This is a genomic window from Novosphingobium sp. AAP1 (assembly GCF_001295765.1).
Lineage (GTDB): Bacteria > Pseudomonadota > Alphaproteobacteria > Sphingomonadales > Sphingomonadaceae > Novosphingobium > Novosphingobium capsulatum.
The window spans coordinates 23,799-46,853 of sequence record NZ_LJHO01000014.1; the positions used below are offsets into that span (position 1 = coordinate 23,799).

Here is a 23,055-nt window from a genome sequence, read left to right on the forward strand (position 1 = left end):
CTCATGCTCGGCCTCACGTTCACCATGACCGACACGGCCCACGCCAGCGGGTCCGGCATGCCTTGGGAGCAGCCGCTCCAGCAGGTGCTGGAATCAGTGCAGGGACCGGTCGCCAAGATCGTCGCGGTGATCATCATAATTACGACCGGCCTGACACTGGCCTTCGGCGAGACCGCGGGTGGGTTCCGCCGGCTGATCCAGATCGTCTTCGGCCTATCGATTGCCTTTGCCGCCTCCAGCTTCTTCCTGTCGTTCTTCAGCTTCGGCGGCGGGGCGCTGGTCGCATGAGCCACATCGCCTCTGAACATATTGGCGGCTTCGAAGCGCCGATCCATGCCAGCCTCGGGTCACCGATCCTGCTCGGCGGCGCGCCGCGCGGGATTGCGATCGTCAACGGCACGATTGCGGCAGCGGTCGGCCTGGGCCTCCAGCAGTGGGTTGTCGGCATCATGCTCTGGGCGGTGGGCCACAGCATCGCCGTGTTCGCCGCGCGCCGCGATCCCGATTTCGCCCCCGTGCTGCTACGCCACCTGCGCCAGAAAGGGTATCTGGCATGCTGAACCTCGCCGAATACCGGTCGCGGGCCGATCGCCTCGCCGATCATCTCCCCTGGGCCGCGCTGGTTGCGCCCGGTGTGGTCCTCAACAAAGACGGCAGCTTCATGCGGTCCTTCGCCTTTCGCGGCCCCGACCTTGAAAGCGCAACCGAGGCCGAACTCGTCGCGACCTGCGCGCGGGCCAACAATGTGCTAAGGCGTCTCGGCACCGGCTGGGCATTGTTCTTCGAGGCCGAGCGCCGAGGCAGCCTTGGCTATCCGAACAGCACCTTTCCCGACGCCGCATCATGGCTCATCGATCAGGAACGGCGTGCCGGCTTCGAAGCCGAGGGTCAGCATTTCGAAAGCGCTTATCACGGCACGCTGACCTGGCTGCCGCCGGCCGACAGCAGCGATGCCGCCGGAAGGAGCCTGGTCGAACGGCCCGACGACGCGCAAGGCCGAGACTGGCATGCCAGTCTCGCCGGCTTCATCGCCGAAACCGACCGCATCCTCCACCTTCTCTCCGGCTTCATGCCAGAAGTGCACGCACTCGACGATGCCGAGACGCTAACCTATCTCCACGGCACGATTTCCGATCGCAGCCATGCGGTCGCTGCGCCCGAGACGCCGATCTATCTCGACGCAATGCTCGCTGACACGCCATTGATTGGCGGGCTCGAGCCCAAGCTTGGCCAGACCCATCTCCGTACGCTGACCGTGCTGGGTTTCCCGAACTTAAGCAGGCCGGGCATCCTCGACGCGCTCAATCATCAGGACTTCGGCTACCGCTGGGTCACCCGCTTCATTGCGCTCGACAAGCAGGATGCGACCAAGGCGCTGACCAAGATCCGGCGACAATGGTTCAACAAGCGCAAGTCGATCGCCGCGCTGCTGCGCGAGGTGATGTACAACCAGCCGGCCCAGCTCCTCGACACCGACGCGGACAACAAGGTCGCGGATACCGATCTCGCGCTGCAGGCGCTCGGGGCAGACATGCTCGCCTTCGGCTACCTGACCACCACGATCACCGTCGCCGATGCCGATCGGGCGCGAGTGGAAGACAAGGTCCGCGCGGTCGAACGGATAGTCAACGGCCTTGGCTTCACCTGCGTACGCGAGAGTCTGAACGCCGTCGAGGCATGGCTGTCCTCGCTGCCCGGCCAAGTCTATGCCAATGTGCGCCAGCCGCTGATCCACACGCTCAACCTCGCCCATCTGATGCCGCTGTCTTCGGTCTGGGCGGGACCGACAGAAAACCGCCACCTCGGCGGGCCGCCTCTACTCCACGCCCAGACCAGCGGATCGACGCCGTTTCGCCTGTCCACCCATATCAGCGATGTAGGACATATGCTGGTGGTGGGGCCGACCGGCGCCGGCAAATCGGTGCTGCTGGCACTGATCGCCCTGCAGTTCCGGCGCTACGCCCGCTCGCAGGTCTATGTCTTCGACAAGGGCTTCTCGGCGCGCGCGGCGGTACTGGCGATGGGCGGCGCGCACCACGCCCTCGGGCTTGGCGCGGAGGGCAGCCCTAACGGCGAGGATGCCCTGGCGTTCCAGCCGCTGCGCCGGATCGACGATGCCGGTGAACGCAGTTGGGCGGCAGAATGGATCGCGGCGCTTCTGGCGCACGAAAAGGTCGTGGTTACGCCCGAGGTCAAGGAGGCTGTCTGGTCGGCGCTGAACAGCCTCGCATCAGCGCCGCCTCAGGAACGCACGCTGACCGGGCTCGCGATGCTGCTCCAGTCGAACGCGCTGCGCACCGCGCTGAGCGCTTATACGCTCGAGGGACCTTATGGCTGCCTGCTCGATGCGGCCGAGCAACGGCTCGCGCTGGCCGATGTGCAGTGCTTCGAAACCGAAGCGCTGATGGGGCAAGCCGGGGTGGTCGCCCCGGTGCTGACCTACCTCTTCCACCGGCTCGAAGAACGCTTCGACGGCCGCCCGACCTTGCTGGTGCTCGACGAGGCGTGGGTCTTCCTCGACCATCCGCTCTTCGCCGCGCGCATCCGCGAATGGCTCAAAACGCTGCGCAAGAAGAACGTCGCCGTGCTCTTCGCAACGCAGAGCCTCGCCGACATCGCCGACAGCAGCATCGCACCCGCGATCATCGAAAGCTGCCCACAGCGTATATTGCTGCCCAACGACCGGGCGATCGAGCCGCAGTCGCGTGCCGCCTACGAACGCTTCGGCCTCAACGACCGGCAGATCGAGCTGGTCAGTCGGGCCACCCCCAAGCGGCATTATTATCTGCAATCGGCACGCGGCAATCGCCTGTTCGAACTGGGCCTGGGCCCGATCGCGCTGGCGCTCTGCGGTGCGTCCGATCCCGCCAGCCAGAAGCGCATCGACGGCCTTCTCGCCGAGCACGGCACGGAAGGCTTCGCCGGCCACTTCCTGCGCGCCGCAGATCTCGCCTGGGCCGCCGACCTGATCGGCGCATTTCCCGACGCCGCGCAATCCCCCGCCCCCCAACCTCCCGCCCCTGGAGAATGACCATGACCAGACTGCTGCTTTTCAAGAAGCCCCTCATCGCCAGCGCACTCGGCTGCGCCGTGACCGGCGCGCTCGCCCTTGCCTCGCTCGCACCGAGCGAGCCTGCCCGGGCGCAATGGACCGTGTTCGATCCCTCGAACTACAGCCAGAATATCCTCACCGCCGCGCGCACGCTCGAGCAGATCAACAACCAGATCCGCATGCTGCAGAACCAGGCGCAGAGCCTCACCAACCAGGCGAAGAACCTGTCGACGATCCGCTTTCCCGAGTTGCAGGCGCTGCAGCAGACCATGCAGCAGATCGACCGATTGATGGGCCAGGCGCAGGGCATCCAGTTCAAGGTCGCCAGCCTCGACCAGCAGTTCCGCTCGCTCTACCCTGACAGCGTCGCGCCAAGCCTGACCACCAGCCAGCAGCTGCAAAGCGCCCGGACGCGGATGGACACGGCACGCGCGGCCTTCGAGCAAACCATGACCGTGCAGGCGCAGGTCGTCGAGAATATCGCCACCGATCAGGCGGCGCTCGCTGGCATCGCCGCGCGGAGCCAGAGTGCCGAAGGCGCGCTGCAGGCCAGCCAGGCGACCAATCAGCTCCTCGCGCTTGTCGCCAAGCAGCAATTCCAGATCCAGACGCTGATGGCGGCGCAATACCGCGCCGAGGCGATCGCACGGGCAAACCAGGCCCAGTCGCGAAGCGATGCCCAGAGCGCGTCGGCAAAGTTCCTCGGCTCCGGCAGCGCCTATACGCAGCACTAGGCACGGCCGGCCAGGGCGGCGGCGATTCCCCACACCTCTCTCGCCGCCGTCGCCGCGGGGTCCGGTTCCCGCTCCCCATGACCGGGCCTCGCGGCATCCTTTGAACCCAGCATCAGGATGCAAAGCCCATGGGCGACCTCAACATCATCGACCAGTTCATGGCGGCTTTCATCCGCTATATCGACAGCGGGTTCGGTCTCTTGGGCGGCGATGTAAGCTTTCTGACGCGCACGCTGATCGCGCTCGACATCACGCTGGCCGGGCTGTTCTGGGCGCTGGGCGGCGAGGACAATGTGCTGGGCCGCCTGATCCGCAAGATCCTCTACATCGGCGCCTTCGCGTTCATCATCAACAGCTTCGCCACGCTGTCCGACATCATCTTCCGGTCCTTCGCCCAGGCTGGCATGACGGCGGGCGGCGGCACGATCACGGCCGCCGATCTGCTCAAGCCCGGCCGCCTGGCCGGGACCGGCTTCTCGGCCGCCTGGCCACTGCTGCAACAGATCAACCAGTATCTTGGCTTCACCACCTTCTTCGATAACTTCCTGACCATCGTGGTGCTGCTGGTCGCGTGGGTGATCGTGATCCTCGCCTTCTTCATCCTCGCCGTGCAGATGTTCGTCACGATCCTCGAGTTCAAGCTGACGTCCCTCGCCGGGTTCATCCTCGTGCCTTTCGCGCTGTGGAACCGCACCAGCTTCCTCGCCGAGCGTGTGCTGGGCAATGTCGTGTCGTCGGGCATCAAGGTCATGGTGCTCGCCGTCATCGTCGGTATCGGCTCCAACTACTTCACCCAGTTCACCACCGCGCTCCAGGGCCAGGAACCCGACATCGGCCAGGCCATGAGCCTGGTGCTGGCGAGCCTCGCTCTTCTCGGACTCGGCATTTTCGGTCCCAGTATCGCCTCGGGCCTGGTCGCGGGCGCGCCGCAGCTGGGGGCGGGCGCCGCGTTCGGCACCGTGCTTGGCGCGGGCGGAGCCCTCTACCTCGGCGGCGCAGGGGTGGCCGGTGCTGCGCGCGGCCTGGCTGCCGCGGGCCTTGGTGCTGTGCGTGCCGGCACCGCAATGGGATCGGCAGCCTCGACCGCCTACACGCTCGGGCAGCAGGGCGCCGGCTCACCCAGCGTCGGCGCCGGGATCGGCGGCTTGGCTAGCGCCGCAGCCGGCGCCGCGCGGTCGCGCCTGTCGGCCGCGCTCGGTCTTGGCGAGGCGGCCGAGTCCGGTCGCCGGGCCGCGTTCAACGCGATGGCCGGACAGAAGGCATCCATCACTTCGGAATCTGAAGATGGTTCATCGTCGATGCCCGGATGGGCGCGGGCGATGCAAACCCAGCAGAGTGCTCGCCACCACCGCCAGACCGCCCTGCACGTCATCCAATCCGGCGACCGTGGCGGTCACGGCGCAACCCCCGACATCAAGGAAAGAGAGGACTGATCCCCATGCTCGCGAATTCATCATTGTTCAGGCGCGCTGTGCAACGATACGGCCATACCCCCGAGCCAGAGACGCCCTATCAGCGCGCCGGGCAGCTTTGGGACGAACGCATAGGCTCAGCCCGTGTTCAAGCCCGCAACTGGCGGCTGATGGCTTTCGGTTGCCTTGGCCTCACCACCGCACTTTCGGGCGGCCTGCTGTGGCAATCGCTGCAAAGCCGTGTCGTGCCCTATGTGGTCGAGGTCGACAAGCTGGGTGAAGCGCACGCTGTCCAGCCCGCCGACAAGGACTACCGGCCGACCGATAGCCAAGTTGCCTGGTTCCTCTCCCGCTTCATCGAGCATGTGCGGTCGGTCTCGCTCGATCCGGTGCTGATGCGGCAGGACTGGCTTGCCGCTTATGATTTCACGACGAAGCGCGGCAGCCTATTCCTCGGCGATTACGCCCGGGCTGCCGAACCGTTCGCTCGTATCGGCGAGCGCACCGTCTCGGTGCAAGTCACCAGCGTGGTGCGGGCCTCGGACAAGTCGTTCCAGCTCAAATGGGTCGAGACCGCCTATGAGCGCGGCGCCCAAGCAGGGACCTCGCATTGGACCGCGATCCTGACCATCCAGATGGTGCCGCCGACCAGCGCCGATACGCTGCGGAAGAACCCATTGGGCATCTATGTCGATGCCATCGACTGGAGCCGCGAACTCGAGCCGGTTGCTTCGTCCCCAGCACCACCAACGGCTGTCACGCCGACGCGCGCTGCGCTGCCGCCGCCTGCCAGCATCCCCACCGGCTCGCCGCTCGATCCCAATCTCGGTGCCGCCGCCAATCAGAAGCCCCAGCCATGAAAACCGCTTTTCTCGCGGTGACGGCACTGGCCGTCGCTGCTCCCGCCGCCCCCCAGACCACGCCGACCGCTCCGTCATTGCCTGCCAAGGCAGCGGCGCCATCGGCCGTTGTCGCAAAGCCGCCGAGCGGACCTGTCAATCCGCCACCAAAGACTGTCACGCCGGTGCCGCGTCGCCACCCTCTCTCCCCTTCCCCAGCTGAACGGCGTGTCCGGGCCGCCAATCACGCCGCGACACTCGAACCGGCGACCGGCAGCTATCTCAATGCCGTGCAGGTCTTTCCCTACAGCGACGGCGTGATCTACCATGTGCTGACCGCGCCCGGGCAAGTTACCGACATCGCGCTCCAGCCCGGCGAGGGGCTGGTAGCCGTCGCGGCGGGCGACACCGTACGCTGGGTGATCGGCGATACCACGTCCGGAGGGAGCGGCAGCGGTTCGGAGGAGGCCAAGCGTACCCATGTGCTGGTAAAGCCATTTACGGCCAGGCTCGCCACCAATGTCATCATCACCACCGATCGGCGGACCTATCATCTGGCGCTGACCAGCACCGCACACACCGCCATGGCGGCACTATCGTGGACCTATCCGCAGGACGCGCTGATCGCGCTCAAGGCTGCCGCCGAAGCAGCGCGCGCGGCGCAGCCGGTGGCTACAGGGCTTGCCGTCGACCAGTTGCACTTCGGCTACGCCATCTCCGGCGACACGCCGGCCTGGCGGCCGTTGCGCGCGTTCGATGACGGGCGCCAGACGTTCATCGAGTTCCCGGCCAGTCTCGGCCAAAGCGAGGCGCCGCCGTTGTTCCTGGTCGATGCCAAAGGCGGGGCCGACCTGGTCAACTACCGCGTGCAGGGGCGCTACTACGTCGTCGACCGGCTCTTCGATGCGGCGGAGCTGCGTCTTGGCCTCAAGCATCAGGACGTGGTGCGGATCAGCCGGACCGGTGAAACAACCAGCCCGCGGAGGCCGTCGTGACCGAAGCAGCTGCGACACCGCCTGCCAAGCTTGACCCCGAGAGCCTGGCGCTGCGTGCGCGACCGCCGCGCGCGATCAGGTTCAAGCGCAGCGTCATCATCGCTATCGCAGCGGTGGGATCGATCGGCCTCGTGACGGTGACCTGGCTGGCGCTGAAGCCGCGCCTGTTCCACGGCGCCGCGGGTCTGGAGGAACTTTCCCAGCCTGATCAGCGCCATACCAGCGACACGTTGAACGGATTGCCGGCAAGCTACGGCGATGTGCCACGGCTCGGGCCGCCCCTGCCTGGCGATCTTGGCAAGCCGATCCTCGATCGCCAGCAGCAGCTTGCGACCGCGATCAACCCGAGCGACCAGCAACGCCAGCAGGCCGAGCGTGAGCGCCAGCTCGCCAAGGCGAAGGCGGCGCGCGAGTCCGGTCTGCTGGTGCAGAACCGGCAGGCAGCGGCTTCCGCCGAGACACCGGCGGCGAGCGTATCGGCCGCAGAGAGCGCCCAGCCCAGTCCACCCCAACTGACGCTCGATCCTGCGACCGATCCCAATGCGCAGGCGCGCAAAGAGGCATTCGTCGGCAACCTCGATCCACGCGGTGACGTCAATCCCCATGTGCTGACGCCGCCGCCGTCACCTTACACGCTGTCGGCGGGCAGCGTGATTGCGGCGAGTCTGATTACCGGCCTGCGCTCCGACCTGCCGGGCCTGGTCACCGCACAGGTCACCGAAAACACCTACGACAGCGCCACGGGGCGGATGCTGCTCATTCCGCAAGGCGCGCGGCTGATCGGCAGCTATGACTCGGTGGTGGCCTTCGGGCAGAGCCGCGCGTTGATCGTCTGGCAGCGAATTGTCATGCCAGATGGCAGATCGATCCGGATCGACAACGTACCAGCTACCGATCCGTCGGGCTATGCGGGCCTGGCGGACAAGGTCGATCGCCACACCTGGGCGCTTCTCAAGGGTGTGGCAATCTCGACCATGCTCGGCGTGGGGGCGAACCTGACGTTCACCGACAAGAGCGACCTCGTCCAGGCGATCCGGGAATCGACGCAACAGAACGTGTCCCGTGCCGGTGACCAGATCACATCCCGCAATCTGCAAATCCAACCCACGATCACGATAAGGCCCGGCGCGCCCGTGCGGCTTGTCGTCCATCGCGATCTGATCCTGGCACCCTGGAAGCCATAGGAGGCCTTCGATGCCCGAACTCAAGCTGCCCCGCATACCGGATCGCACACCGGTGAAGCTGACGGTCATGGTGATGCCCGACCTGCACCTTGCCCTGACCGATTATGCCCGGATCTACGCCGACACCTATGGCCGCGAGGAACCCGTCGCCGAGCTGATCCCGGCAATCTTGTCCGCGTTTCTGGACAGCGATCGCGGCTTCGTCCGCGCCCGCGAAGCCCTTGCCCGCGAGAAGTCAAAATGACGCCGTCGCCGGAGGGATGCGATCGGCTGCTGCGGATCGATGAGGTCAAGCGACGCGTGGGCCTCGGTAAGACGATGATCTACCGGCTGATCCAGCGGGCGGATTTTCCAGCACCCTACAAGCTGTCGCCCTTCACGGCCCGTTGGAGCGAGCGCGAGATTGTCGCATGGATTGATCGCGTCAAGGACGGCTTCGAGGGCAAGAAGCGCCGATGGTAGAGCCATCATCCACAACAATGTTTACTAATTTCAATATCTTGAGACAGATTCAAAATCTGGGGTATGCGAAGGGGCATTCCAGCGAACGACGTGGCCTTCGGCAGCGGCAAACCGGGCTCTAAGGGCTTTCCGTTCGAGGCCTGTGCGGCCAATTTAGCAGAAAACTGGCGATATGGCACCGTAGGCTTGCCTACGGTGCCATCAATCTTACTGAAAAGCGATGTGCAGATAACAGGTTACCCAAACGGAGTGCCGTGTGTTTTATCTTGCTTTCACTGAATCGAGCTCTTCGTCGATAAACTCTGGCCCGATCATGTCGGCGAGCCAGACCTGATCGTTGCCAAGGTAGAAGGGCACACCAGCGCGATGCGCTTCGCCCGCCCTCACGCTTAGGATAACAGGTTTTCCAGCTTTGCGTTTGCCGACCTGCTTGGCAGTTGCGGTGTCTGCAGAAAGGTGAACGTACTGGCGCCCCATGGGGCGCAGCCCTGCCTCCTTGATCAAAGCGACCGTCGCCGGAGCTGTGCCATGGTAAAGAACGGCAGGGGGTGGGGCCGCTTCCTTCGATAGCCTTTGAGGTACGGAGTGCCCGTACAGCGCGCGTATCTTACCGTCACGCAACTCGTGGCGCTTCTTTTCCGACTGCTCGATCATATACACCAAGTCAGCTTCACCCATGCCTGCCCAAGCCGGCTTCTCAGTACGGAGCGCGCCAAGCAGGTCTTCAATAGGAACCCAACCTGCCTCATCCAACTCCAACTCATAGAGCCAAGGTTCATGGCGGAGCGCATGAGACACGGCTCGGCTTAGGCTAGATAAGTCGCCGACGGCGTTACTGGTCATCGACCTGGGCCTTAAAACTCGCCGATTGTTCTGTCGCCGCTTTTAGCCATTCGCCAAAGTTTGGCACGTTACCTCGATCTTCCCAGCCCGCCGAAGCATAGGCATGGACGTAGTGCACAACAGGATCGTCTGAGGCGCCGCCCCCATCGAAGCACGCAACGTCGTCCGACCCGACCCAAAGGGCGAATGGCACGAGCTTCCTCGTCGGATAGAGCCTCTGAACCGCTAGCATCCACCCGTCAGCATCCTTTGGGGACTGGCAAAGAAAGCGCCACGGCTGAAGGTCGGGCAGGACATCCCGGCCGACTACGTCGAGGAAGGATTGAGGGAATTGGAATCCCTCAGGCAAAGATTTTTGATCGAACAGATAGCAAGTCATGATTACCAGCCCGGTCTACCGGTGATTCGTGGTGGTGAATACGACCCATAGGGGTTGTTGGTTCTGAATGTCGAGCTTTGACCGTTGATGCGCTGAGTCAATGCGTCCCCCCAGGTTTGAGCGTCGCCAAATCGACGTTGTTCGAGGAGGTTGCTGGGAAGTTGTTCGTCGAACGCACGAACATTGGCCTGAACATCTATCCCGGCCTCCCTCGCGGCCAAAACACGTGTGTTATCGATGGTCGTGAACTCTCCATTGGGCAATCTTACAACGTCTATCGCATCGCCCTTCCAGCCATTCGCTGACATGCTTTGGACGATATCATCGTAGGTGTAGTTTCCGCCCGGTCGAATCTTTGTGAAAGAAACAGACTCCTGCGAGAAGCGCACAGCGTTCGCGTCAAGCGCCACACTGTCTGCGGCAATTGCCCCACTGCTGCCAATCTTCCCGATGCCCCAGGATAGCCCCTTACCCAGAACACGGAAAGTGCCACCAGTGCCAGCACCGATAAGCACATCTTTGCCATAACTACGGAACGTATTCTGTTGGCCCACCATCGGACGGAAGAACAGCCCACCATTGCCCGCTGCCAGTCCATCGGTGACGACTCCAGCGCCGAATGCGCCCCATCCTGTAAGACCGAAAGACCCCGCAGCGACGGCCCCGGTGCCCGCTGTCGCTGCGGTAACAACGATCGCACCCAATCCCAGCGCGATCGGCTTATCGACCATTTGCGTGGCATAGGCGTCGAGCTTCACAAGATAGGCATCGCGATCCGCGTAAGCCTGACGCAACTCGGGCGCATCGGTATATTCATGACCCACGCTGGCCAGATGCGCCGCGTTCGTCGCTTCGAACCCTTGGCGCCAGTTCTCATTGATCGACCGCGAGAAAGTCTCAGCGCGATCGGGGTTGAGGTAGTCGCCTGGTGGGCGGCCCGATGGATCCTCGACCGTCGCCAAACCGCGTGGCCCACTGCCGTCACGCAGCGATCCATCGGGATTGCGGACACCCGCAGCGATTTCGGCGTCGATCTGCTTACCGTAACGGCGAAGATTGATCTGATCGGCAAGGGCTGCATCGACCACGACCTTCTGTCCGGTCACCGGATCGATGACCGTCTGAGGCGCATCACCTCCCGGCTTGCGACCTATGCTCGCGACCTTCTCCGCCACCAGGTTTCCGATGGTATTGGCGATCACATCAGGCAGCGCGGCAACGATGTTATCGCCAAAATCGGTGCCGTTGATCACACTGCGACTGGCGGCGTTTGCCAAGCCGCCGGCCATGTTCCGCAGCACGTTGCCCCCGAATGCGCCAACCTTAACCTGGCCGGACAGCCCCGCCCCAAGCGCAGCTCCCGCAACGCCAGCCCAATCAAAATCAACTTGGAGCTGGGTGGCGACGCCGATACCTTGAGTTGCAGCACTCCCCAAAGCGCTTCGCACCATGGCATCAGCAAATGCGCTCTTTATGCCGAGTTTTCCAACTTCAAATCCATTTTTAGCGATGCTGCCAAATAGCCCCGTTGCTCCCAGACCACCGCTGATGCCTGCGCCCAATGCGCTAAGCGCCACACCTTTCCAGCTAAAGCTGTCTTGTGCACCCACAGCCAAGCCAACACCTTGACTTACAACGCTAGCCAAAGCGCCGGTTGCGGCTCCGCCTACTACCCCACCAGCTATGGCACCAAAAGAACCTGCCGCAACTGCCCCACCACTCGCAATTCCACCTAAAACTGCTTGTGCAGCATGAATAATCTCAGGACCAGAAAAATACGACACCGCAATAGCCACAACCATCACCAATATCATTCCGAACACCCCACACCCATTCTTCTTGGGTGGCCGCGCTGCGGTCGGCGAAGTATCGCCGATTGCTTCGTTGGGATCGTAGACCTTGTAGGTGCTAGTGTTGTTGTGGGCGTTGTGAACCTTGTTAGGAATAATCAGGCTTTGCCCGGCCACCAGGCTGTCGGACGCGGACAAGCCGTTGGCATCGGCGATCATGTACCAGAAGCTGGCATCACCCCACACCTGCTGGGCGATCGCTTCCAAGGTATCGCCCGATTGCACGGTATAGCGCGAGGACGTCGACTCGTAGGTCAGGCCGTTGATCGGGTCGTAGCTCTGGTCGAAGTCGGCATAGTTGGTCGAGGACGAACTGCCGCCGCGGAACGCGCCGGTACCGCCGGTAGCCGTGTGGCTGGCGATGCTGGTGACATAATCCACGTCGCTCGTGCCGTTGTTGGAGATATCGCCTACGCGTAGCCCATTGAAGTAGAAATGCAACTCGCGCGGATCGCCGCCCGACTGATTGTCGTTTTCATCACGCTGCAAGACCTGCCCATTGGCATCATTGATGAACGAAATTGTGCGAGGCCTGCCATCCTGTGCATAGACCGAGGTCAGGCGGCCGCTGGTGTCATAATAAAAGGTCGACGTCCAGTTATTACTTCCTGAAACATAGTTCGTCTTCGATTGAATTGCAGCGTCCCAAAATTTGTAGCTATAGGTCGTTGAGTTGCCTGTCTGCGCCACGCCATCTTTGGTAATCGTCGTTACGGTCTTGGTGACGTTGCCGCCAAGATACGTGCCGCCGCTCGTCACGCCCGACCATTCGCCAGAGCCTGACGACGTTTCAGCAGCATTGTAATAGTAGCTCGTGGAGTTGACATAGCGCCCGTCAGAACGCACGGACGTCACGACGTCGCTCGTAACCTGACCTTTATTGTTATATTGCGCAGTTCGGGCGTAGGCGAGGTTTGCGTTCGGGTTCGCACTATTATATCCTGAGCCCGTATACTCGTAGTGCTCTACCGTCCGCCCCATCAGATCGTAGCCATATCGCCCGACAATAGCAATTGAACCCGAAGAACCAAAATTGGCATTATATTCCGTGACATCTCCAAATTTTATATCTGACGATACACTCAACAAATAACCGTCATTAGTGTAATTATAGAATTCTCCAAAATCTTCTTGTTCAAAATGATCAACATAAATTGGCTCATCATAACCATCCCCTCTATGCTCTGATATGTCCTCCTGCCACCTTACAAAGGATGTTGATTTTTCACCAACCCTCCTACCAGATTTATCATAGGATACATCCATACCCCCTTGAAAAATGACCGCCATCCCTTGGGTAACAGCACGAGATATGACAGCTCCAGCCACTCCTCGAGCGGCATTGCCGAAAACTACTGTCCCATCCGCTTTTTTGGCAGCCAGCATGCCCTTTGTGGTCACGAAGCGATTCATACTGTCATAGCGATACCAGTATTCCTGCGCCGTGTTGTTTGCCGAAACAACACCCTGCGCATCCATGTAGCGAAACACGGAATTCATTCGACGGATGTTACCAGTAAGGTCATACTCCCATTGGATATTAGCGGGAGAGCCCGTACTGTTCGAGTCGACATAACTGGTCATGCGGTTGGCCGCGTCCCAAGTGACCGTAGCGGACTGGTAAGTCGTTTCGGAAGTTTCAGCTGTAGTAACGCCGCTATACCAGTTTGTCCATTTACTCATTACTGCATGAGATTCGAACGTCCGATTACCATCGACATCGTACTTAAATTTGGAGGTTGCCTGGGATCCGTAATAATCGGTCATGTATCCAGATGTTATAGCGGCCTGAAGTCCGGTATTATACCAAGAATAATTGATTGTTTCTCCATTGTTGTTTGTGCGACTAGCCAAGCGCCCGGCCGCATCATAAACGTAGTTATAGTCCGTACCACCAAAGTCCCACTTATCGATCTGGCGCCCAAATATATCCTCAACAACGACGTTGCTCCTTGACGCCGCATTTGTCGTAAAATTGTTCCACCCACCAAAGGTGCCTACGCCCGCGGTTTTTTGAGTCCCATCCCAAACATAATTGTGCGTCGTCGCGTCACCACCAAGATCAACCGTCTTCACAATCCGCCCAACTGCATCATAGTCGGTTGTTTCCTTTACACTCGAGCCCAGCAAGCTGTTCCAGTGTGTCAGGCGATTGCCATTGAGATCATAGGCATAGTTATCAATAAGTTGCGTACCGTCGGCGCGCGCCTCATGGGTTTGGGTGATAAGGTTACCCAACTTGTCGTAGGCGTACTGCTCGCTCATCCCCACCTCATTGGTGGTCTTGCGCAAGTCAGCGAAGGCATCGTAGGCGCGGGTGTAGATGCCGCCATCAGCGTGGAACTCTTTGACAATGGAGGCTTCTCCCTTGTCGTACCCGGTTCCAGCAAGGAGGCTGAGCCAGTTGGCGTTGCCATTGGCATCGCGCTTGCCCACCAAGCGGCCGCCAAGATCGTAATAGTAGTTCTCCGTCGGACGCCCGGTCGATACGACGCCGTTCTCCGCCGTCCAATTCACCGAGGGGAGCTCGCGTTTGATCACGCGGCCCATGGTGTTGTAGGTGTAATCAGTGGCGTTGCCCCGCGCGTCAGTTTCGCTCGCTACCTCACCAAACGCGGTGTAGGACTTTGTTTTCGTTATCATTTGCGTGTTGGAAGTGCTGGTATCAATCAGTTGGCGGCCTTCCTCGACCGTTTTCGTTGCCTGATTGCGTTTGTCATAAACAACATACGTGCCATTGACGTCCGTCCGGTTCGTCTGCGCGAGTGCGTCGATCAATCGCGTGTCGGCACCGAATGCGTAGCCAGCCGACGATACGGTGGCGGTCTGGTTGCCGTTCTTGTCATAGCCCAAGAACTTCCATACCCCGTCGCCATTGTTCGTGGCGACCAATCGGCCCGCGCCATCGTATTTGTTCTTGACCTGATAGAGCGCGTTGCCAGCAGCCATGCCGCTTGCGCTGTCGGTCCCCTGGCCTTGCTCGGTGATCTGGCCGTAGCTGTTGTATTTATAGCTAGTCAGCGAGATGCGTTGCCCTGCGCTCCACACTTCCTGCTGAAGCGTGCGCCCTGCCAGATCGTATGACGTGGTCTGGTATTCGGAGACGTATGTGCCATTGGATGTCAGGCGGCTATAGCTGTCCTTGCGCACCCGTTGCAGAGCGTCGTAGGCATAGGTGTGAACATTGCCCGCTGCGTCCTGCGTAGACAGAAGGCGACCGCCTGTGCCGTAGCGATAGTAGGTCGCGCGATCGTTGGCGCTGGGAGTTGATGACGCCAGATCGGCCGTCCGCACCAGATCGCCTAGGGCGTCGTAGTTGTAGTTGGTGATCGCCTGAACGGTGGCACCAAGGTAATCTGTGTATTTGGCCCCCTTTTGCTCTATCAGACGCCCGAGATTATCGTACTTGTAGGCAGCGATGGCTGTGCCCGTTGCATCATAGGTCGGGATGGCTGCCGCCTCGTCGACGCCCATCTCCTTGGTAACGACCTGGCCAAGCGCATTGTAGGTATAGCGCACCAAGGAGTAACTTAAGCTGGCCGCAGACGCCGCCCCAGTGTCAGGATTTACCGTCCAAGCGGCCACGTTCAGGCGCTTCTCGGTCAGGCGATTGCCGTTGCGGTCGTATGTAAATTGCGTCACCCGGTCGGCAGCGTTTGTGGCTACGCTGGGCGGGTTGATCCCGGGCGTCGCCACGGTGCCAGTGTACTTCGTGGCATAGCGCGTTTCCTGCAGCGCATTACCTTCTGCGTCATAGCTCCAGGTCGTCAGATACCCTTCGGCATCAAGCTGCGTGGTCTTGCGGTTGAGCGCGTCGTACCAGGCATAGACCTTCCCGCCATTGGCGTCGGTCGCGAGCACCACGTTGCCGTTTGCGTCATAAGTCTGACCTGCGGCAAGATCACCGGTTACCCCCACCCAGGAGTTAACGCCGGCTGTAATGGAACCGCTAGCGATCCCGTTAGGATTATAGCCGATGGCCCATCCACTGGTAGATGCGAAACCCGCGTTGAAAAGCAAATTCTTCGAAATATCCGCGCTATAACTTGACGATGTATTCTGTCCAGTTGTCGCAAGTGCGACCATGGGTTGCACCATTTTAAGAACAGCCGCACCCGCCCCCGAAGTGTGGCCATAGACTTCCACACGCATGTCTACCGCGTTGGCGGGCACGTCGACAAATCCTTCGATACGGCTATCGAAGGCTTGCACGCCATTCAACGTCCCGATCTCAACGCTGGCGATGGTATTCCCGCTGGCATTCCGGAAGTGGACCATCAACTGCGCATCGGACAGTGCACCCGTCGTTTCTACACCAGCGCCTACCGACAACCGAGAACCCGCTGTAACACGTGTCCAGTGCGCGTCATCGGTCGCGATCGAAGCTACTTGGCCTGCAGCAGTTGCATTCATGGCAAGCCGCAACCACGATTTGCCGTCGGACGCACCCGAGACGATCGTATTGCCGCTTGTACTCACGACTTTGGTGTAAATCTGATGCCCCAGTTTGTCGAAGCCGGCATCGGTCTGCCGCCAAGGACCAGCGGGGGCCGCCGGCGCTGCGCCACCCTGTGCGGGCGCCACTGTCAGTGGATTTTCATAGACCTTGGTCGAAACGACGTGCCCGACTTTGTCATAGGCAAAGGTCGAGTAGATCCATGCACTGGCGCCACTTTGCTGGGCTTCGGCGACCTTCTGGCCAAGATCATCATAATAGGCGAAACTGCTGACTTTGTCGTAGGCCTTGGCGTTGGCGCCGTCCCACCCGTACTTGTCCACCTGTATAATATTACCACGTCTATCGTAGCTATAGTCTTCCGTATAAGCGACGTCATTGATCGCTGTCAGTGCACCATCGACGATTTGCAAAGGGGCATTGTACTTTTTGATGACTCGGTCAAGTTTGTCAAAAACGTATGTCGTCGTTCGCAGACTGACCGGGCTACCGCCTGCCGTTGCGGCATAGCCTTCGGCCATGCTGGTACGGTTGTTACGCTGATCGTAAGTAAACGTCGTAACGATCTCGGCGCCAGCGTTGAATGTATTTCCGCTGCCCGAATAGTTGCTAGTGGATGCTGTTAAGACCTGCTTAGTCAGGTTTCCGCGTTTGTCATAGGTATAGCGAGTCACCGCGCCGAGCTTGCTGGTCGCGGTGAGCTTCTGACCCAACAGGTTGTAAGTCGCGCTCTCGATTCCGCCCAACGCATCGGTGGTGCTCAGCAAGCGCCCCAGTTTGTCGTAGCTGAATAGGGTTGTAGATGCGCCGCCGCTACCGGCCGGCTCAGTGCCTTGGGTCGCCGTGCCGGACACAGCCGTGTCGTAGCGAGTGACGCTTTTGACGTTGCCCAATGCATCATAGCTGGTCTTGGTCAGATACCCCAGCGCATCGCGAACAGTCGTTCCCCTGCCCAATTTGTCATACCAAGTGTAGGTGATCGCGCCGAGCCCGTCCGTCACCTTCCAAGGACGGCCCAGCGATGTATATTCGTAGCTGGTGGTGGTGGCGAGGCCACTCACTCCGTAGCCATCCGTGCGCGTCAACACTCGGCCGAGTTCGTCATAAGTGTAGCGCGTTACGCCGCCGTCGCCGGCGGTTTCGGTGAGCACCTGCCCCAGGGCTGTATATGTCCAGATCGTTGTCGTGGCCTCTGGCATGCCATAGGCACCGGTGCGAGTGAGCACCCGACCGAGTTTGTCGTAGGTGTACCAGGTGACCGACGCATCGGCAGTACCATAGGCGACGGTTTCACTCTCCGTTTCGCCGAACAGCGTGTAGGTATAGTGGGTCGTCACCGCCGCAGATGTACCGTCGGCAGCCGTTCTATCGACAAGGCGGCCCAATGCATCGTAGCTGTAGCGCGTGGTCACCGCGTCGCTTGTTCCCGCGGCCACCGTCTCCGTCGCTACTTCATCGAATGGCGTGTAAGTATAAGCAATGGTGACAGCAGCGCTGGTACTGTCGGCGAAGACTTTGGTCAGCAATCGGCCATTGCGATCGTAACTGTAGCGTGTGGTGACGGCGTAGGTAGCGTTGTTGCTAGCAGCCGTCTCCGTGGCGACCTGACCGAAGGCTGTGTAGGTGTAGGTCGTCGTAACTGCATCGCCGGTACCCGAAGCCGCTGTCTGCGTCAGAACGCGCCCCATGCCATCATAGGTATAGGCCGTGGTGACCGCATCAGCCGTACCGTAGGCTGACGTTTTCTGCAGCACAAGCCCGTTGGCATCATAGACGTAGTGCGTGCGGTTGCTCAGCGCGTCATAGCTATCCGCTACGCGCCCCAACGCATCGTAGACCTGGCTGGTGGTAATGCTGTTTGCGCTGCTGGCCGCAGGAAGAAGGGCGATCAGGCCTGCAAGCGTGGTCGTATCGGTTGCGGTAACCGGGTCATTCCAGAGCGTCGTGCTAAGCGGGCGCCCATCAGCATCATAGCTGGTAGCGCGGACGTACCCTTCGCCGTCCACCACATATGCCGCTTCGCCTCGCTCGGTGTAGAACGTGCGGGTAATCCGGTTGGCCGTGTTCGAAATGTTGCTCGCCGACCACGCGTCCATGGTGTTCAGCGCCGGCTGACTGGTTGTCACCCGCGCCGTGCCATAGGCTACCGTGCGGGTAACCCGCCCCATGGTGTCGTAGGCATAGCCAGTTACCGTGCCGGACACATCGATCGAATAGGCCATACGACCGGCGGCATCATAAATATTGTATGACGTGCGCGCGGCCGTCATCGCCGTGGTGCTGGCATCGCCAAATACCAGGCGCTTGACGTTATCGAAGGTGTAATCGCTCGTTGCCGGAAGCGCGGTCGTGTAGACCTGCACGCTTGCCGGCTTGTCGATATTGCCGGCGTATTGGTAGGTCGTGATCTGATTCAGGCTATCGACCTTAAAACGCAGCAAACCCCGACCGTCATAGACAAGACGCGTGACTCGATCCTGCGCCGAGGTTCCGACACCCGCCAGCAGCGTCGTCCAGCTACCGCTCGCACGGTTCGCGCTCGATGTCGCGTTGGCATAGGCTGTGGTTGCGACCAACCGACCCGCGTTGTCGTACTCGTTCCGGGTAAGATAACCTTCCCCGTCCATCGTGCCGATCAGCAGACCATCGTCATCGTAGAAGTTGCGACTAACAGAATCGTTCGCCGATGCGCTCGGCGTTGCCGAAAAGGCTGGCTGTCCGGCCTGTGCGGATCCGGCGATCGAGACCATCGGCTTGCTGACAGAAATCGTCAGATCCGTGTTCAATGTGGATGCTGTCGGATAGCCCCATGCAAGCACCCGCATTTGCGCTGCATTGGCAGGAACATCCACAAATCCCGTTGCATTGACGGTACCGTTTGTGACATTTGCAAACGTTGCGAGATCAACGTTACTTACGAAATTGCCATTGGCATCGCGAAATTCGACGGAAAGTCTGATATTCCCAGTCGCTCCAGACAGGCCAATCTGCTCACTCACTGCCAGTCTCTGCCCTGGCTTGATATCGCTCGATTGCACGGCGTCATGATACAGAGCAAACCAGGAGTCTGTGGACGAGCTTCGGAACGTGGTGGTCATCTTGCCATTGACCAACGACGGAGCTGTCATGGCTGTCGTGCCGGCCATGCCCCACTGACTCCAATACTGGGTGTCAGCATCAAACGCGGCGTTCTGGACCAAGTTGAACGCGCCCGGCGGATTGGCGAAAAAACCGCTCATCGTCGCAGCAGATAGCTTGGTGGCGAACTGCGTGGTCTTTTGCAGCCGCCCGGCCGCGTCGTAGGTCATGGTCGTGACCGAGCCATCGCTGGCGATAGTCTGAAGCACGCGATCTTCGCTGTCGTAGACTGTCCAACTAGACATGTCCTGTGCGCTGGGCGTATTCGGGCGTACCGAGCTTATCACCACGGCTGCGTCGGGATCGGCCAGCGACGCCAAAGAAAACGTCGTAGCGTTGCGATAATGAATCGAGCCGATCAGACGGTTCACGCCGTCGTACCGGTACTCAGTGACGTAGCCGGCATTGTCCACTTCGCCGACCTTGCGGCCGGCGTTGTCATAGATGTAATAGGTTTTGGCACTCGCCACGGCATCGGTGCGGACCCGCACTCGGCCGAGCTTGTCGTAGGCGTAGCTGGTTGTGCCGCCCGCCGTGTTGGCGCCGCTGTCGGTCTGACTGATCAGATCGCCGGCCTTGTTATAGGTCTGCGTGACCACATAACCCGAGGCATAGGTGATCGTCGTTGTCGTCGCGGCATCATTATAAACGTATGTCGTTGTTCCGCCATTGACGTCAGCAGTGGCCTTGACGCGCCCCATACCATCATAAACATAGGTCGTGGTATTGTAGCCGGAAGCATTCTTGGACAGCAGTTGCCCCGCCTGGTCGTAAGTATAAAGTGTGGTGCTCGATCCATCGGCAGTCTGACCACCGCCGGTCGTAGTGTAGCTTCCGTAAGTGGTGATCTGCCTTATATTAAACCGCGCGTCGTAGCCGTAATTAACCTTCACCACCGATGAGCGATCTGGCAGAGAGTCGCGCCATGCGTTGAGATCGGCTTCGCTCGTGGTGCCCGCAGCTGTGTAGAGTGCCTCAGGATACTCTACTTCGGTCGTCACCACGCCCGATGATCGCACTAATTCCGTCACGCGGCCTTCAGGGCTGATCGTGTACCGTAGCCCGCCATATTTGTCATAGACATAGCGCGTCACCTCGTCGATCGGCGCGCCGCTTTGATCCACGCCCTTGCGCGTCTCGCTGACCAAAACATTGGTGATGTAACTGCCATCGTTGCTCGTCGAAAATGGAGTAGCGTCGCTATAAAGCGTGACCGCACCGGTGGTCCGGTCGATACTTCCAAAAGTCCGCGTGACCACATTTCCAAGCGTATCAGTGATCGTTCGCGCCTGGCCATCAACAGTATAGTTGCCGTAGCTTGTGACTTTCCCGGCGTAGTCGATGACCGATGCCAGATCGCCGTTGGTATTATAATCAAACTGTGTAAGCTGACGAGCGCCAGCACCTGCAATCAGCGGAGCAATAATTCGACGCAAATTGCCAGCGACATCGGTTTCAAGCACGGTAATCTGGCCGCTAGGGTCAGTGATAGCACTAGAGATGCCACCGCTGTAAATTGTGCTTGCCGCATAGGCAAAGCTGGTCGTCCTTGTCACCCCATTTGACGCTGTCTCGGTAAGGCTTGTTACCCGTGCCGTGGCTGTCACTGACTCATAAGCGATAGCTAGCAACGAGCCGTCGGATTGAGCGATGCTTGTTACGTGGCCAACCGCGTCATAACCGTAAGTCGTGACGTAGATCGCGCCATCGCTGATGTTGCTGTCCTCTGGACTCAGGTCCACGGTGACAGTGCTCAGACGATTTGAGGCATCGTAGCCGTAGCGCGTGCGAGTGAGCGTTTTTGCGGTTGAACTGGATAAGTCTGTATACCCCGTTACTATTTGCGTAATATTTTGGCCATTTGCGTCAGCATAGTCATAGCGCAGCCAGCTACCATCACTCGTTGTAATAGTGGAAAGACGCTTATTGGAATCATAGGTATATGCGATTGTCTGGCCCGCAGGAACATTGAGCGACTTGATTTTCCCGCTCGGAGCCGTCGACGAACTGTCGTCAAAATACACCTCCCGCGTCGTCGTGTCTCCGTCAAACCAGAACCATTCTGAACCGCTCTTGACGATGGTATCATAGCCCCCCGAACCGTCGGTCGCCACATAAGCGCCAGTTCCATTCCGCCACGACGCGTTCCAAGTGTAGACAACTTCTGTCCCGTCCCCCGAGACGCGCCGCACTGTGCTGCCGGCGGTGTTCAGCGTGCCGGTAAGCCCATAAACCCGCCGGTCCGTGCTCTGCCGCCAGTCATCGCCGTTGTCGTCAGCCAGTGTAGTCAGGCTATTGTAGGTGCGCGACACGCTGGCATCCGGCCCCTTGCCCACCAGGAACTCGTCCTGCTTCGACAGAATCAGGTTGCCGGTCGTCGCGTTGACGTAGACCTGCTCGCCACCCCGCCCCAGCGAGCCGCTGCCTAAAAGGCCGGCCCCACCCAGAATATCCCCCGAGCCGCCCGTCAGCCCCAGCAAACGACCCGAAAAAATCCCCACCATCACGCTGGCCCCGTCACAAAGGCCAGACACAACGCCGGCCGCTCTCTATCCCCAGATCCGCCGACAATCCGAATTGTTTAGAGATTTTTTGCGCCACCTTGCAGCATTTTGCATCTGGCCTCCAACGGCGCGGCAGTTTAGCCACTAAGGAGAATTACAGGGGGGTACTTCGCCTTGGGAGCCGATCGCGCCCTTTCCATCATGGACCAGATGCTATGGACCGCAGCGATCGTGGCCGGGCCGATCCTGGGGGCCATCCTGATCGTGGGTATTTTGATCAGCGTCATCCAAGTGGCGACCCAGATCCAGGAAATGACGCTTACCTATGTTCCGAAACTGATCGTCTCGGTGCTGCTGTTGATCATCCTGGGTTCGTGGATGATCGGCAAGCTCGTCCAGTTCAGCCGAGGCCTGTTTCTGCTGATCCCGAGCCTGGCCCATTGAACTCCAGCGCCGCCATCAGCGGGTTAACGGCGCAAGCAGTCATCGTGCTGCTCGCTGCGGTGCGCCTTGTGCCGATACTGGCGTTCTCTCCACCATTCACCCTGGTGAAGATGCCGGCGGCAGCCCGGGCGACGACCGTCATTGCTATTGCCGCATTCCTTGCCAGCATTGCGGTGCCTGCTCAGGGACAAGCGCTGCGCGACATTCCCGCCGCGCTGGCCGGCGAACTGGCGATGGGCATCTCCCTGGCGCTGGCGTTGCAGTTCGCCTTTGCGATGATCGGCATGGCAGCGCGCGCGCTGGATATTCAGGCCGGCTTCGGCCTGGCCTTCGTCATCGATCCGACCACCAAGGCCCAGATGCCGCTGATCGGTGCGCTTTTCGGCTATGCAGCAGCAGCCGTTTTCTTCGCCACGGGTGCGCCTTTCGATCTGCTCTCGATCCTGGCCTTGTCGTTCGAGCGCATTCCGCCTGGACTGGGTCAGGGCCCACACGATCTGACCGCCCTGCTTGCTTTTACAGGCACCGTTTCAGTCCTGGCGATGGGGTTGGTGGGTCTTGCAACGCCCGTGCTGTTCCTGATCGACCTATCGATCGCAGCCATTTCTCGCACTTTGCCGCAGATGAACGTTCTGGTCCTCGGCTTTCAGGTCAAGGCCCTGGTTGCGCTGATCATCCTGCCAATGACGACGGCCTTGACCGGCGCAGTGCTGGTGCGGATCATTCGCGTATCACTTGAAGCCATGTTGCGGATTGCCTGATC

General features: G+C 60.4%; 15 protein-coding genes. 12 read left to right on the plus strand and 3 right to left on the minus strand.

Going from position 1 to position 23,055, the window contains the following annotated elements; all coding sequences use genetic code 11:
• Positions 1-3: 3 nt before the first annotated feature.
• The 10 genes from IP65_RS17785 to IP65_RS17830 all read left to right on the plus strand — a co-directional run bounded on the left by IP65_RS17785 (position 4) and on the right by IP65_RS17830 (position 8,678).
• Complete coding sequence (locus tag IP65_RS17785) at positions 4-288, plus strand: TrbC/VirB2 family protein (protein ID WP_231627776.1); 285 nt, start codon at positions 4-6, stop codon at positions 286-288.
• The gene (locus IP65_RS17790) at positions 285-560 is read left to right on the plus strand and encodes a VirB3 family type IV secretion system protein (protein WP_054132518.1); all 276 of its coding nucleotides are present in this window, start codon (positions 285-287) and stop codon (positions 558-560) included. Before IP65_RS17785 ends, IP65_RS17790 begins: the two co-directional genes overlap by 4 nt.
• Positions 554-3,031, plus strand: a complete 2,478-nt coding sequence (gene trbE / locus IP65_RS17795) for a conjugal transfer protein TrbE (RefSeq protein ID WP_054132519.1) — start codon at positions 554-556, stop codon at positions 3,029-3,031. The genes IP65_RS17790 and trbE overlap by 7 nt, the downstream gene beginning before the upstream one ends.
• Positions 3,028-3,786, plus strand: coding sequence for a P-type conjugative transfer protein TrbJ (gene trbJ / locus IP65_RS17800; protein ID WP_082350234.1), 759 nt, complete (start codon positions 3,028-3,030; stop codon positions 3,784-3,786). Before trbE ends, trbJ begins: the two co-directional genes overlap by 4 nt.
• Positions 3,787-3,914: 128 nt before the next feature.
• Entirely contained in the window at positions 3,915-5,219 is a 1,305-nt protein-coding gene (gene trbL, locus IP65_RS17805; protein WP_054132520.1) for a P-type conjugative transfer protein TrbL, read from the plus strand.
• A 5-nt stretch (positions 5,220-5,224) separates the two neighbouring features.
• Positions 5,225-6,058 carry a conjugal transfer protein TrbF gene (gene trbF, locus IP65_RS17810; protein WP_054132521.1) on the plus strand — a complete coding sequence of 278 codons (834 nt, stop codon included), beginning with the start codon at positions 5,225-5,227 and terminating at the stop codon, positions 6,056-6,058.
• Complete coding sequence (gene trbG / locus IP65_RS17815) at positions 6,055-7,032, plus strand: P-type conjugative transfer protein TrbG (protein ID WP_054132522.1); 978 nt, start codon at positions 6,055-6,057, stop codon at positions 7,030-7,032. Before trbF ends, trbG begins: the two co-directional genes overlap by 4 nt.
• Positions 7,029-8,216 (plus strand): TrbI/VirB10 family protein, encoded by a 1,188-nt coding sequence (locus IP65_RS17820; protein ID WP_054132523.1) that lies wholly within the window; start codon positions 7,029-7,031, stop codon positions 8,214-8,216. The genes trbG and IP65_RS17820 overlap by 4 nt, the downstream gene beginning before the upstream one ends.
• Before the next feature lie 10 nt (positions 8,217-8,226).
• On the plus strand, positions 8,227-8,460 hold the full coding sequence (locus tag IP65_RS17825) for a DUF2274 domain-containing protein (protein WP_054132524.1): 234 nt from the start codon (positions 8,227-8,229) through the stop codon (positions 8,458-8,460).
• Entirely contained in the window at positions 8,457-8,678 is a 222-nt protein-coding gene (locus IP65_RS17830) for an AlpA family transcriptional regulator (RefSeq protein WP_054132525.1), read from the plus strand. Before IP65_RS17825 ends, IP65_RS17830 begins: the two co-directional genes overlap by 4 nt.
• A gap of 261 nt (positions 8,679-8,939) precedes the next feature.
• Here IP65_RS17830 and IP65_RS17835 read toward each other — a convergent pair whose 3' ends face one another.
• From IP65_RS17835 to IP65_RS17845, 3 genes are read right to left on the minus strand one after another with little or no spacing between them, the layout of a single operon-like run.
• Positions 8,940-9,521 carry an RNA 2'-phosphotransferase gene (locus IP65_RS17835; RefSeq protein ID WP_054132526.1) on the minus strand — a complete coding sequence of 194 codons (582 nt, stop codon included), beginning with the start codon at positions 9,519-9,521 and terminating at the stop codon, positions 8,940-8,942.
• On the minus strand, positions 9,511-9,900 hold the full coding sequence (locus tag IP65_RS17840; RefSeq protein WP_054132527.1) for a hypothetical protein: 390 nt from the start codon (positions 9,898-9,900) through the stop codon (positions 9,511-9,513). Before IP65_RS17840 ends, IP65_RS17835 begins: the two co-directional genes overlap by 11 nt.
• 2 nt (positions 9,901-9,902) lie before the next feature.
• Positions 9,903-21,680, minus strand: coding sequence for a LysM peptidoglycan-binding domain-containing protein (locus tag IP65_RS17845; protein WP_197279280.1), 11,778 nt, complete (start codon positions 21,678-21,680; stop codon positions 9,903-9,905).
• A 342-nt stretch (positions 21,681-22,022) separates the two neighbouring features.
• Between IP65_RS17845 and IP65_RS17850 the strand changes: the two genes are divergently transcribed.
• Complete coding sequence (locus IP65_RS17850; protein WP_054132529.1) at positions 22,023-22,292, plus strand: flagellar biosynthetic protein FliQ; 270 nt, start codon at positions 22,023-22,025, stop codon at positions 22,290-22,292.
• A complete protein-coding gene (locus IP65_RS17855) occupies positions 22,289-23,053 on the plus strand; it encodes a flagellar biosynthetic protein FliR (RefSeq protein WP_054132530.1) in 765 nt (254 codons plus the stop codon). Before IP65_RS17850 ends, IP65_RS17855 begins: the two co-directional genes overlap by 4 nt.
• Positions 23,054-23,055 lie beyond the last annotated feature (2 nt).

Excerpts from the sequence above, each read along its gene's own strand:
- trbE (WP_054132519.1), top strand. The coding sequence starts at position 554 with ATGCTGAACCTCGCCGAATACCGGTCGCGGGCCGATCGCCTCGCCGAT.
- IP65_RS17830 (WP_054132525.1), top strand. The coding sequence starts at position 8,457 with ATGACGCCGTCGCCGGAGGGATGCGATCGGCTGCTGCGGATCGATGAG.
- IP65_RS17835 (WP_054132526.1), bottom strand. The coding sequence starts at position 9,521 with ATGACCAGTAACGCCGTCGGCGACTTATCTAGCCTAAGCCGAGCCGTG.
- IP65_RS17790 (WP_054132518.1), top strand. The coding sequence starts at position 285 with ATGAGCCACATCGCCTCTGAACATATTGGCGGCTTCGAAGCGCCGATC.
- IP65_RS17785 (WP_231627776.1), top strand. The coding sequence starts at position 4 with ATGCTCGGCCTCACGTTCACCATGACCGACACGGCCCACGCCAGCGGG.
- trbG (WP_054132522.1), top strand. The coding sequence starts at position 6,055 with ATGAAAACCGCTTTTCTCGCGGTGACGGCACTGGCCGTCGCTGCTCCC.
- IP65_RS17840 (WP_054132527.1), bottom strand. The coding sequence starts at position 9,900 with ATGACTTGCTATCTGTTCGATCAAAAATCTTTGCCTGAGGGATTCCAA.
- trbL (WP_054132520.1), top strand. The coding sequence starts at position 3,915 with ATGGGCGACCTCAACATCATCGACCAGTTCATGGCGGCTTTCATCCGC.
- IP65_RS17825 (WP_054132524.1), top strand. The coding sequence starts at position 8,227 with ATGCCCGAACTCAAGCTGCCCCGCATACCGGATCGCACACCGGTGAAG.
- trbF (WP_054132521.1), top strand. The coding sequence starts at position 5,225 with ATGCTCGCGAATTCATCATTGTTCAGGCGCGCTGTGCAACGATACGGC.
- trbJ (WP_082350234.1), top strand. The coding sequence starts at position 3,028 with ATGACCATGACCAGACTGCTGCTTTTCAAGAAGCCCCTCATCGCCAGC.